The organism is Methylotuvimicrobium buryatense 5G, assembly GCF_000341735.1.
Lineage (GTDB): Bacteria > Pseudomonadota > Gammaproteobacteria > Methylococcales > Methylomonadaceae > Methylotuvimicrobium > Methylotuvimicrobium buryatense.
In genome coordinates, this window is sequence record NZ_KB455575.1 from 4,719,635 (window position 1) to 4,732,412 (window position 12,778).

Here is a 12,778-nt window from a genome sequence, read left to right on the forward strand (position 1 = left end):
ATGAATCTAACCACGGAAGACAAACGCTTGCTGGAAGAACTTTGCCAACAGCATAAGGTGAGTTTCGATAAGGTCGTCAAATTGTTGGACACAGTCCGCGAGTATGAATTTAAAGAGCGTCGAACCGGTGTTTATGATGCTTTGCGGGAAATTTTAAGCAGTAAAACCGGTGAAACACAATGAATCAAGGATCAGGGATTGAGAGCTATGTGAGAAATCCTCGCTTATTAGTTGATCTTATTCTTGAGGTTGTTGATCTCTTTGGCAACGGGCAAGACGAGTTGGCAACCACTGTGATGGAAACACAGTTACGCGAGGTTGCTAAAGCAATCGATAATCTTGATAAGGTGGGCATTGCTATACCCGATGCGCTTCGGGCGGAAAAAACCCGCCTAGCCGCTGCCCTTGCAATACAAGCAGAAGCGATGCAGGCATTAAGCCTTTTGACAGATGAACTGGATGAAATTGTCAGGAATTTAAAATCGAGATTGGGGAACGAAGAACAAACAACGGAGAAAAAGCCCCGTAAAAAGCGTTCAAGATCAACAAAAACTGATAACGCTACCTTGCGCCAACTTATGATTGAAGCCTTGCAACATTTGGGTGGTTCTTCGCAGAAGAATGAGGTGCTCAAGTATATGGAGCAAAAACTGCAAGGTAAGTTGTTACCCGGCGATTTAGAATGGCGAGATTCTTGTAAAAGTGCTGTTTGGGAAAACAATGCCTGTTGGGAGCGATACAAGATGATTGAGGATGGCATCTTGAAAAATGGATCGCCTCGGGGGATTTGGGAGTTAAGCGAGGAACATCAATGAAATTTACTAGGCTGGTCATTGAGAATTACAAATCTTTTCAGTTTGCGACGGAAATCCCTTTTCCGGTGGGTGCCGACGGCAAAAGTATTTTCCTGATCGGCGGCATGAACGGTGCCGGTAAAACCTCGATTATGGAAGCGGTCAGTTTTTGTTTGTATGGCACCAAGCCGGAAGTGATTTATAAAAACATCAATCGCAAGGAGTTGGCGCGCGGTAATACGTCAGTTTCTTTTGAATTGGTGGTGGAGCTGGATGACGGCTCGGAATTGATTGTGAAGCGGTCCTGGAGCGGTGGAGTCGTCAACGACGCCAAAGCAAAGGATTTGGAAGAACGTTTAGTCGTGGTGCAAGACGGCAAGCGGGTTTCAGTGCAGAACAAGCAAATGTGGCAGGATTTTATCCGCGCGACCATTCCGCCCGGCATTACCCAGTTTTTCTTTTTCGATGGCGAAAAGATTCAGGAAATCGCCGCTGACGATCATTCGGAACTTCGCTTGAAGAAGTCGCTGGAAGCAGCACTGGGCATTCAATACATCACCAAACTTTCGGAAGATGTTTTGTATATCAAGACCGAAGAGCGCAGAGGCTTTGTACAGATTTCCGACGAGGACCTGGAATTTAAGGAAAGCGAGCTGAAAAGGGAGAAAAGCAAGGTCAGCCGCACGATTCAGGAACGAAATGAGGTTAAGGCAGAACTGGATGCCTTCAAAAACCAACATCAGGAAGCCAAGGAGCGCTTTCAAGCCACTTTTAACGCCGAACCGGAAACCCGCGACAGCATCAGGGAGGCGGAAAAAGCCCGTATTCAGGCGTCTAACCGTTTGGGGCAAGTGGAAAATGAGCTTAAAACAATGTGCGAAGGTGTTTTACCGTTTGCAATTGCCGGGCGCTTGTTTGCCGATATTCGCAAACAAATCGATGCCGAGCGGGAGACTGTGCAATACGAAGCCATTCGCGACAATGCGGCTATTTTGGCCCGAAAAATTGTCCGAGTAGTAGAGGAACCGGAGCCGATTTATCGGGAAAAGTTATCGGCTGAAAAAATGGCGGAACTGGAACAGCGTATTTTTCGCTTATTGCAACAGGGCGATTCTGTTAATGACAGCATCAAGATACTGAATCTTTCCGATCGTGATGCTGCCCGTGTGTTGCAAAAAATGGAAACGTTGGAAAACAGCGATGTGTTTTTGATTCAACCGTTATTAGAAGAAAAACAGGAACTGGCTGTCCAGGTCCGGCAATTGGAAGCCGCGTTACAACCGGGTATTGCTTCCGATTCCGAGAAGGAATTGTTCGATCAATTGCAGGCGGAAATGGAAAGTTGTTTAACCCAGATTGGCCGTAAAACCGAACAATTACGCTTGTTGGAGGACGAAATCCTGGCGCTGGAAAAACGTATTCGGGACATTGAACTGGATGTGGAAAAGCTTTACGAGAAACACCATGTTTCCAAGGAGAAAGCCGGTTTTATTGAGGAATGCGACGCGATTGCCAATTTGCTGAATCAATATACGGTTCGGCTGCGCAAAAACAAGGTGCATCTATTGCAGGAAAAGACTTTTGAAATGTACCGGATGCTGTCCAGTAAAACCGGTTTAATCAAGGATATTTTGATCGATGACAAGAGTTACGAGATCAAAATGATTGACCGCAACGGCCACGAAATCAGGAAGTCGAGCCTTGCTGCGGGCGAAAAAGAGGTGTTCGCTTTGTCGCTGTTGTGGGGCCTGGCGCAAACCAGTCAGTTGCAATTGCCTATATTAATCGATACACCGCTGTCCAGGCTCGATAGCACCCATAGGGATAATATCATCAAGCATTATTTCCCCAATGCAGGTCAACAGGTGATTATTCTTTCTACCGATACTGAAATAGACAAGGATTATTACCGTAATTTACAACCTTATTTGAGCGGTGCCGCCAGCCTGGAGTTTGAACCCCGGCAGGAATTAACGACCGTTAAACAAGGCTATTTTTGGGAGCAATAGAGCATGGCGGATCGTTTATATACTTCTAGTGAAGCGGATGAGATTTTAAGTTCTTTGCGCTTTGAAACTCGCTTGGAAAAAGCCGTTCTGGCGCGTATTGCTTTCACTATATCACTGGTGCAAGACGGCAAAAATGTTGCTGAAAGTGCTAATTTTAGTGGCGGCGAATTAAAGCGCCCTACTTTTTTTGGTCCTGATGAATTATTTATTCGTAGCCTACTGGCGCATGTACACGGGAAAGGCGATATTACCGAAGATGCATTTTTTTCCAATCGCTCGCTGATCAAAAACCATATCGATCAGGGGAGTCTGGCTATGGAGCAACTGTATATTGAAAGCGGGCGCAGTGCCGAGGGCTTGATAAAGAGTCTGGTTGATCTGGTGGAGTTTCAGGGGCGTAAGGAATTACGGGGGCGTGGATTGGATATTTTTATCGGCAGAACTTTATTGCAAAAAGCCGATTTGATCATGGAGCTGAATAATACCGATAAACATGCCAACTCGCATTTGGCGATTATGGGTAAACCAGGTGTAGGTAAGACCCAGTTTTTGCTGAAAATTCTGGCGGATATTCGCATTCAGTCGAATTACCAGACCCATTTCATTTATTTTGATTACAAAGGCGATGTGGTCGATAACCAACATTTTCTGGATATTGCCAAAGTCCAGCCTTTTAGACTACTGCAAGGCAACCAACGTTTGCCGATCAATCCGTTTGTACTACCCACTTATGATGAACAAACGATCAATATTTCTGCACGAGAAAAGGCGGAAAGTTTTGCTTCTATTAACTCAAAATTGGGCGTAGTACAGAAAGGCGCATTAACCGAAGCTATCCGGGCAGGTTATGCAAAGCGAGCTGGTTCCGATGCACCCTATCCAGATTTTCAGGATATTCTGGAAATTGCTAATCTGATGTATGAAGAGGAAGACAAAAAGGACGATACCCTGATTGAAGTGCTTCGCGATTTATCCGTTTTTGAATTGTTCTGGAAGCATGGCGATGAAATCGCACCTATCGATAAGATTTCTAATCGAACCGTTCTAATTGATGTACATGCCATGCCGGTTTTGAAAGAACTGGTCGCTTACTTGGTAATCGAGCGGCTTTATAAGGAAATGTCTTTGTTGCCGGATAGCCCGGTCGAAGACGGCAAGCGGACCATACGCACGATATTAGTCATTGACGAGGCGCACAATTACTTAAGCCAGAAGAATATGTTTTTGCAGCGTATTATCCGTGAGGGACGCTCTAAAGGCATTGTTGTTTTCTTTGCGTCACAATCGCCGAATGATTATCAGCAGAAGTTCTTTAATTTTCAGGAACTACTAGAATTTGCTTATATTTTCCAATGTGATGGTGTTTCCGCAAGCTCTGTTCAGGATATTTTAGGCTGTAGCAATAAGACTGCAAAAGATTTACAGACCGAGATTGCACGGTTAGAACCCTTTCAGGTAATTAGTCGTTCGCAGGTAAAAACTGAAGAATTTGTTAAATTTGAGGCGGAAGCGTTTTATAAGAGCTATTAGGGATCACACTTATTTAATTCAATGCCCAGATAGAGAGTTTTAGCGGATATTTGGACTAAATTTTGATGAAGCATACAGTGTGGTGAATAATGATCAATGGGAGAGTATTAAAGATCACGGTCGGTAAAACGGGCTTTTTACTGCTCGAAAACTACAGTAAAAACTACAGTGGTTTATATTGCTTTATACTACTTTTAACAACTTTACACATCTTCAATTGACTGGTAAGCTGTTGATTATAGGATGTTATAAGTAGTATGCAGTTGCTTTGAAGTTGTTTAGATCGAACTTTTAATGCGATGGTCGTGCGTTCGAATCGCACACGACCCACCAACAAAAACTTAGTAAATCAACCAGTTAGCTTTCGCGGGCAACTGGTTTTTTTATGTCCAGAATTTGTCTGGGTAACTTTTGTGGTAACTACTCGCCCCATAAAATAAATCAAAAAAAGCTTGACAGATTTTTAGCGTCTAAAAATAGAAATTGTGCAGGCCTGATTTAATTGTGGTTTTTTGGGCAGTCCAGTGCGCGCAGCGTGGATTTTGCGCATTGCAAGGAGTTTAGCCTCAAAAATTCGGTTTACAGCGATCATACGCGGCCAGCGGAGGCCGAAAAAACCCATGATAGGATGAGTTTGTCGCAAACTTACCGTATCTACGTGGATGGCCAACCTTGATAAAGCCTCGGTTCGAATTGAAGTCAGTTGCTTAAAAACGGACTTCGAGAAGCTGTGTGCCGAAGGCAAAATCACCTGTGAAAGCCAGGCTATCATGACTAGCCTGTTCATGGTGGTTGGGACGCTAACTGTTGAAAACTTGGATTGAGTTCAGGGTCGTAACGACAGGCTTTAGTCACTCCGCTTTTTAAATTATCGGGGACCGGCATCACGGTTGTACCACCAAAAAATTCAAAGGCTTAGCCCTTTGGCTGCCTAACCAGTCAGGCGGACTTTGGCTCCAGGTCGCCTCGGCAAAGGTGTAATTGGAGGCCCCCAACACCGCCACAAAGATCTGCGCGGTACGTATTTCGCCGGTTGAGGCACAGACCACAGACATGGTGGGGCCGGCATAATCGATAAATAACTTGTCACCGGCACGATGGGTTTGGCGCATGGAACGTTTTTGTTTCTTCCGCCAATCGGCATAACGCGCGCAGAACTGCGAGTAGCTATAGCAACGATTGGAATATTGCTGGGCATACTCTTCCCAGAGCAATTGTTTGGTCACGCCTTTTTTCTTCAACTCCAGATGAACGTCAGTCCATACCGGCTCCTGAAATTTGGTTGAAGGCTGAGCATCCGAGCGGGGATAAAATTTCAGGGCTAAAGTTTGATCATCCCAATCTTCCGGTAGCAGCCAGGATATTTTCAGCTGTTCGGCCAGTTTTAAGATGTTTTGAATGCTGCCGACACTGATTTTGGTGCTGGCACTGATTTTTCGGATGCTAAATCCGGCGCTATAGCTAAGCCTGAGTACTTCTCGATATTTTCGCATTGCTGTTCTCTTCGCTGACATTATCTTCTCCACAAAAGGTGGGAAGGATAATCTGATTAGATAAACAATGCGTTAGGTGGGATTCTGGCAACTTGAACACCGATTCTGGAAAATCCAGAAAAGTGTTCAACTTGAATCAGAATGGGTGTTCAGATTGCTCCAGAAGGGGTGTTCAGGTTGGGCCAGAATATTCAGCCGGTGGTACCTGCGACTCACACACACCATACCTTCATAAAGTTAGCTAATTTTTGAGTATTAAAGGGAGTAGGGTTAGTGTTCATTTTACTTGCAACTTATCGTCATCAGAAACAACGGTGTATTCAGCGGTAATGCTATCGGGCTCGGATTGCCGAACCGATTGTTGCTGAGCACTTTTGATCAGCCTCCACGCTTTGAAACCAAAAATACTCAACGGGATCAACAATACGGCAAAAACCACGGACAAGACCAGCGTGCCGACGACAGCTGCTGCGATCATGGCCGGAATAGCCAGGATTTTGGCAAGGCTAGAATTGGAATCCTCTTCGACGTGATATTCAAGTCGCCGTTGAGGATCGTTTGTCGTGCCAATATGAATGGTTCGTTTGTAAATTCTAAACATGAGTCGGAGCCGAGGGGTATGCCGAAAAGGCGATTGAAAGAAACAGTAGCGAAAACCTGGGGCATAAAAATGTCGGTGAATCTGCGTGATAGCTCTACAAACTCACCGACGTTTTACTATCTCCGTAATTACGACTAGCGATGAAGGCCAGAGTTCCTTGGGTATGGGTATAGCAACCAGCCATTCCAATGTTTAAACTGCATTTTTGTCCTGATGAATACAGGGTATTGCCCTGGCTAATGCGCTTGCAGCATCGTGCCAGCCTTCACAGCTGTTGTGCCCCTTACGCCCCTTGATTAAATTCAGCAGATATTTGGCCTTGGCATAAATCATGAAAAACAGAAGAATAAGCCGCTGCTGTCTCACAGAGATGGGTTTCTGAGCGCATATCAGTTTATCTTCATAAATGCCTCCATCGATCATTCCAACGGTTCCCCAAGCATAAACTGAAATCGATGCTCCTAAAGGAAGACGCGGCCCCAGCACGACCGCATCCAAAAAATCGCCGTCCGTACCGATATAAGCCGGAATTGAGCCATAGTTGAATGGACAGGGAAACGGAGAGATGAAGTCCAGTTTTCCAGTGGAACCCCGCTTTAAAAAACTGCCGCGAGGCGTCTCAATAATGACATTAACCAAAGGGGCTTGTTCGAGAGTGTTTATAGAATGCATCTGAAATAAAAACCAATTTAACGCCTAATAACCAGGCACGGATAGAGCTAAGCCATTATCGCGGACGCTCAACTCAAGCAAAAAAGATACAGCCGTTTCGGACCAACGTTCTGCAGACGGATAATGCTTGGCCCCATCACCAAAACAGAGTTTCAGCATATCGGTATCGATAATGCCAGCAATTCCCAGTTTGAGCAGTTTCGCCGATTTTAGGGTGTGGGGTATGCCTGTCGAGGAACACCGTAAACCCATCCATGGGGGCTTGGCGGCAGCTCAAACACCAAGGATGGCGTGAATGCAGATTTTGCATTACGCCAAGGATGGCGTGTAGTAGGGCAATGCAGGAGCAATTGCCGAGGAGCAAAAATCTGCCCTGCTGCCGACATCCTCGCCAAGCATACCCCACACCCTTTTTGATCTCCAAATTGGGAATTGCTGGGTGCTTTATAGCAATTTGTGATAGAGCGGAGGGAGGTGACCGTTTTTAGTTTGAAGCGTATGGGTTAAGGCGCCGGCAAATGTAGTATCCATGCTGCTATCCAGAAATAAATCAACACCCCAGAGGCGTCGGCGAGCGTTGTGACTAAGGGCGCGCTAGCGGTGGCAGGATCCCAGCCCAATCGGTTCAAGATAAAAGGCAGACAGAGCCCCACCAGGCTTCCGATCATTACGATACAGATCATGCTCAGTGCGACCACCCAGGCAATGTCGAAGCCGCCCCGATAAGCGCCGATCAATGAAACTGCAGCGGCCATGGTTAGACCTAATCCGCTTGCGACAGCGATTTCCTTTAGCAGTAATTTACGCCAGTCGCTGATTGTGACATCGCCGGTGGCAATGCCGCGCACGACCAGTGTCGCGGCTTGCGATCCGGCATTGCCGCCGCTGCCGATGAGTAGCGGTAAAAAGAACACCAGTACGACATAAGCGGCAATTATATTTTCGTAATAAGCGATTCCGGCACCGGAAATTAAATTACCGAAGACCAAGAGCAGTAACCAGACAATACGTTTGCGGTAAAGCGTAAATAACCTCGCATCGCGAAAGTTGCCGGCCAACGGGCCGATTGTTGCGCCTTTGTGCATGTCTTCGGTCGCCTCTGCCTCGGCAACGTCCATTGCATCGTCATAGGTAATGATGCCGACCAAACGTTCGTCGTCGTCGACGACCGGTAAGCTCAGTAAATCGTAACGACTGATTAATTTGGCGGCATCTTCTTGCTTAGCCGATAGTTTAGTTTTCACCATTTCGGTAGTCATTACATCCTTGATTCGCGCTTCCGGTTTGTTCATGATTAGCTCGCGTAACGATAGCGTGCCGATTAGACGATATTGAGCGTCGACGGTATAAATTTGGTATATCAATTCGGCGTTGGGGGCGCTTTTTCGAATGACGTCGAGTGCTTTGCCAACTGTGATTTCGGCTGGTACGGTCATATAATCGCTGGTCATGATCGCGCCGGCTGTGCCTTCTTCGTAACTCGCTAGGCGTCTGAGTGCTTCGCGTTCGGCATGAGCGATCTTACGCAGCACACGGTCGTGACGGTTTTCAGGCAAAACATGGAGCAAATCGGCGCCTTCGTCGGCGTCGAGATGGCGTAGCAACTGCGATACTTCCTTATCGGTCATTGCGGTGGTTAATTGTGACTGCCAGTCGACCGGTAAATGCCCGAAAACCGACGCACGTTGCACAACCGGTAAGTACATCAACAATTCGCGGGCAGCATCGACCGGAACGGTTTGCAGCAGTTCAGCCAGGTCGACGGCTTGAAACTCTTCTAGAAATTGAAGAACGGCTTGGTAATCTTTGCGCTCAATCGCACGGCGCAAGTAGTCGTTCAGGATGGCGGTCGGCATCGGTTTGTCTCCGGTTGTTTGCGGACTCGTTTGCCCGCAGCGGAAACAAACTGAATCAATTTGTCGCTAAAGTGGCGGGCAAGGAATGCGCGTTAGACATTGTAGAGGGATTGTGTAAATCTATACTGAAATTTCGACTGGAACTTTCCATAATCGGCTCGTTAGATAGCGCTGATCAATTCAGCCTGCATAGGTTATTAAACAAGTGATAGAGTGTCAACTTTATGATTCATAATGATTATTACATCGGTTGTTTGTTTCGATATAGACTTAATAACGGTATGAAGATGATACGGATTGGATGGGTTATCGCGGAATTTTCTTGTCTCGATACTCCGAGTAATTAAGATATTACTAATATTGTCGTAATTGTCCCCTTGTCAAAGGTGAAATGAGGGGGGGCAAGTTATGTCATTCTTATTCAATTTTTCCATGTCAGGAGCATAAAATGCCAAAATTCATGAAAAAAAGTCTTTTGATTTTAATTGCTTCGGCTGCTTCGACGTGGGTCTTTGCCGACAGCCCAAAAGAGCAAATTCATTATCTGGAACAAAGTCGTGCAACAGCCCATGAATTCATGCAGTCGCTGGGTAGAAAGCTGAAATCGTTACTGGAAACGGCAGACACGGAAAACGCGATCATTGTTTGCAAACAAATTGCGCCGGCAATGGCAGCCGATTATTCGAAAGACGGATGGATTGTGAAACGGGTATCGCTTAAATCCCGCAACAAATCGATGGGAGTGCCGGATACCTGGGAGCGGCGCGAGTTGGAAGGTTTTGATAGGCATCACTTGTCTGGAGAACCTACCGACGAGCTCGAAATGTCTGCAATCGTAGATGAAGCGGATGGGCTTTGGTTTCGTTATCTGAAAGCCATACCGACTCAGCCGATGTGTTTGCAATGTCATGGTAAAGCGGAAGATATGCCTGATGGGGTAAAAGCGATATTGGCGCATGAATACCCGAATGACGACGCAATAAATTATAGTGTCGGCGAAATACGCGGTGCGATTTCGATTAAGCGCCAGATATCGGCTCATGAATAGAAAAATAAGGTGCAGAGCAGGAGCAAAAATCGACCTAACACCTCGGAGTCTCCTCAGGCACTGCCGAAATTTGAAGTGCGAAAGGTATAATTGTGATGATGAAAAGCAAATGGGCGTTAATGGCGGTTAAAACTCTCGGCTGGCGAAAGACGGCGTCAATGAAAGCCCTATTTTATTTTCGATAGTCGATTACGGCTTTTCTGACATCGGCGATCGTGAAGTGGTATTGCCTGCTTAATTGCCCAAGTTTTGCCGTCTTGTTCGTTGTCTCGGGTAAGTTCAGTCGCTCCATTAAATAATCGACCGGTACGCCGGTAATCTGCGCTATCTCCACTAAGGTCATGTTGCCTCGTATTGTTAGAGATCCGTTATTCCATGCGTGTAGTTGTTTGCCGGATGCTCCCGATATTTCAATCGGTGCGACCAGCGGCGCAGCGGCGAAAGCGATCAAAGTCAGTACGCCGACTAGGCTCAGCCCTAAGCGCAGCCCCGACCCTTCCGTGACACGTCCTGAAATGAAGCCGACAACCCAACGCCAATGCAGTAATAAGTGCAACGCCAATATCGCGAAAAAAAGCACCGACACCCAGTAATGAACGGTTCCCCATTGATGGCGGTCAAGCCCCCAAATGGTCGCGAAGTGCCCGCTACCGGGCGGTAACAGATAGCGTAACAGCACGCCGGTCGTAGTTAGAAAAACAAAACCCGCGAAGGCTACGATATCGATGATGAAATTTAATTGGCTACGTTTCATTGTCAGTTTATCCGCAAATGCTTGAACCTAAAAAGAGCAGTTGACATGTGTTGTAGACCGTTCGTGCTGAGCTAAGTCGAAGCATGAAGGGTCTACAACACTTTCACCGTCTTGGTGAAGCCTCAAACTACCGTTCACCCTTCGACGGGCTCAGGGCGAACGGTAGTTTGAGGCTCTCAACTGCTCTTTTTACTGTGAAAGTTCGTAGATTTGGACACTTTATCTAATTTTTTGATATACAAAGCTCTGTGCTGGCAATACCGCACCCTCCGCCACCAGAGAACTTTCATTTGCCGGGGCGATGGCTAGGCCTTCATGAACGTTAGGTTGAAAGGTTTCTGCTTGAGCTTTGTTCCTCAAAATCCTTAACGCGGTTCATTGTGTAGATGAAAGTAAGGCGCCAGTGTTTGAAGCCTGCTGTCTTCTAATGGCTTGCCGATCGTAAAATGATAAATGCTTTGTAGGCCGGTGTCGTTTATTCCAAGAACCTCGTGTACCGCGTCATCAAAAAAGCAGCCGATGCCGGTTCCGCGCATTCCTATGGCTTCGGCTTCAAGATATAATGCTTGGCCGACCAAGCCGCTTTCCCAAAATCGACGGCGATATTGCCACGGTTCTTTTGCCAATTCATCGCCGAACTCCGCGACCATCGCTAAACTGAAGGCGCTATCGGCGGCGATATCTTGATGGCACGATAGCGTTTTGGCTGCGCGACGGCAATCGGCGTTGAGTAAGTTGTAAAGTTTTAATGTTTCAGGCGCGCCTTCGACCTTTTGCCAAGAGAACTCGGGGCGAGTGTTGTACTTCAGCATCTGAAAACTGGCTTGATTCCGCGATAGGGCGTAGAGACCCGGTTGCAGCCCTTCGACGCGATGCACGAATAAAAATAAATGAATCTTTGCAGGCCAACGCCAAAGGTCGAAGGGGATTAGGTTTTCAGGCATCGTAGCTTGCAAGATGCGATAAAAATGATTCAGCTCGATCGGCGTTTGACCGTCGAAATGTTGAGCGCTACGCCGCTGCCGAATGATCTCGAACGCGCTTTGGGAACCGTTAGTTAGTGGTGGCGATAAGATTATCCCCGGATGTTGGTGGTTTTCTTGTGTGGCTGATTTGGCAGCTGCTTGTGCTGCCGCATCAATTAAAGGCCAATGAAAATGGTGGTAACGGCTCAAGCGATTGGCCTTGCCAAACCAATTGTCGACGCTAAGTTCGGCTAAGTAGCGATCGTTGGGATTCGTCCAAGACCCTGCATGAATTCGACATAATAAATCGGGGGCTTCGTTTTCCTCGGCAATGAATTCATCGTGTCGGTCCAGACCGAGTAGTTGAGCAATCGCTTCGTCGCCGCATTCGGCCAGCAGTTCGACCGACCAGCCCAGAACGGCTGCTGCATAGCGCAACGCGCCGAGTGCATGTCCAATGTCATGTTGGCAATAGCGAAATGCGCGTTCGCCGTATTTCCAGGCTTCCCGCCAATGGATAGAGCTCAAACCGATCAATATCCCGCTAAATGCTGGCGTCTGACGCCAATTGCCGCGCATTTCCAAGACATGGTCGTGACTTAAATAATGGTAAACACCGGCAGGAAGGTCGGTTGCCGCTGTATTGATTAAATAGGCTTCGGTCGGATGCAGATTGCCGCTGGACGGATTGCAGCGCAGGGCCCAGCGGTCATCGCCGTATTGTTTCCAGGCGGAAAGCCCGAAGCTCAATGCCATCATAAGCCCCAGATTATTGATGTTGAATGGCTGTGATGGAATTAGCTCGGGGTTTTGAAGTTCGTTATAGGTGGGTGAGGGGGTGTTTTGGGGTAAAGGTAATTTTATTCGTTCACAGCCTTCGAAACGCCTGAACGGGTCCGGTTGATCGGCCCAATCGAGTCCGTTTGGACCTTTCGCATAACGGTCCAAATGGTGTTTGGTGCGTTGGTGATATTCCAGTATGCTGGTGAGTTGGGGCGATGCCATGCTTGTTTCGGGGGTGAGTGATCGACAAACCGATTGTAAAGCAGTCTTAAT

10 protein-coding genes and 1 pseudogene are annotated in these 12,778 nt (G+C 47.0%); 5 read left to right on the forward strand and 6 right to left on the reverse strand.

Features of this window, described 5'->3' with window-relative positions; genetic code table 11:
• Genes METBU_RS0121395 through METBU_RS0121410 form a run of 4 tightly spaced genes read left to right on the forward strand, consistent with a single transcriptional unit; the run spans position 1 to position 4,333 of the window.
• Positions 1-183, forward strand: a complete 183-nt coding sequence (locus METBU_RS0121395) for a DNA modification system-associated small protein (protein ID WP_017842561.1) — start codon at positions 1-3, stop codon at positions 181-183.
• Positions 180-815, forward strand: a complete 636-nt coding sequence (locus tag METBU_RS0121400) for a hypothetical protein (RefSeq protein ID WP_017842562.1) — start codon at positions 180-182, stop codon at positions 813-815. Before METBU_RS0121395 ends, METBU_RS0121400 begins: the two co-directional genes overlap by 4 nt.
• Positions 812-2,803, forward strand: coding sequence for a DNA sulfur modification protein DndD (gene dndD, locus METBU_RS0121405; protein WP_017842563.1), 1,992 nt, complete (start codon positions 812-814; stop codon positions 2,801-2,803). Before METBU_RS0121400 ends, dndD begins: the two co-directional genes overlap by 4 nt.
• A 3-nt stretch (positions 2,804-2,806) precedes the next feature.
• The gene (locus METBU_RS0121410) at positions 2,807-4,333 is read left to right on the forward strand and encodes a DndE family protein (RefSeq protein ID WP_017842564.1); all 1,527 of its coding nucleotides are present in this window, start codon (positions 2,807-2,809) and stop codon (positions 4,331-4,333) included.
• A gap of 798 nt (positions 4,334-5,131) precedes the next feature.
• Here METBU_RS0121410 and istA read toward each other — a convergent pair.
• The 4 genes and pseudogenes from istA to mgtE form a co-directional block, all read right to left on the reverse strand.
• Positions 5,132-5,847 (reverse strand): annotated as a pseudogene (gene istA, locus METBU_RS24925) (IS21 family transposase); the annotation flags it as partial.
• Between the two features lie 256 nt (positions 5,848-6,103).
• The gene (locus METBU_RS0121430) at positions 6,104-6,427 is read right to left on the reverse strand and encodes a hypothetical protein (protein WP_017842566.1); all 324 of its coding nucleotides are present in this window, start codon (positions 6,425-6,427) and stop codon (positions 6,104-6,106) included.
• A 192-nt stretch (positions 6,428-6,619) separates the two neighbouring features.
• Complete coding sequence (locus METBU_RS0121435) at positions 6,620-7,066, reverse strand: inorganic diphosphatase (RefSeq protein WP_235726435.1); 447 nt, start codon at positions 7,064-7,066, stop codon at positions 6,620-6,622.
• A gap of 536 nt (positions 7,067-7,602) precedes the next feature.
• The gene (gene mgtE / locus METBU_RS0121440) at positions 7,603-8,955 is read right to left on the reverse strand and encodes a magnesium transporter (protein WP_017842568.1); all 1,353 of its coding nucleotides are present in this window, start codon (positions 8,953-8,955) and stop codon (positions 7,603-7,605) included.
• Between the two features lie 460 nt (positions 8,956-9,415).
• Between mgtE and METBU_RS0121445 the strand changes: the two genes are divergently transcribed.
• A complete protein-coding gene (locus tag METBU_RS0121445; protein WP_235726436.1) occupies positions 9,416-10,003 on the forward strand; it encodes a Tll0287-like domain-containing protein in 588 nt (195 codons plus the stop codon).
• A 172-nt stretch (positions 10,004-10,175) separates the two neighbouring features.
• On the opposite strand, the gene METBU_RS0121450 is transcribed toward METBU_RS0121445, so the two are convergent.
• Together METBU_RS0121450 and METBU_RS0121455 are read right to left on the reverse strand one after the other, a co-directional pair.
• Positions 10,176-10,757 carry a DUF4405 domain-containing protein gene (locus METBU_RS0121450; RefSeq protein ID WP_017842570.1) on the reverse strand — a complete coding sequence of 194 codons (582 nt, stop codon included), beginning with the start codon at positions 10,755-10,757 and terminating at the stop codon, positions 10,176-10,178.
• A 365-nt stretch (positions 10,758-11,122) separates the two neighbouring features.
• Positions 11,123-12,727, reverse strand: a complete 1,605-nt coding sequence (locus METBU_RS0121455; protein ID WP_017842571.1) for a SagB/ThcOx family dehydrogenase — start codon at positions 12,725-12,727, stop codon at positions 11,123-11,125.
• Positions 12,728-12,778: the final 51 nt, after the last annotated feature.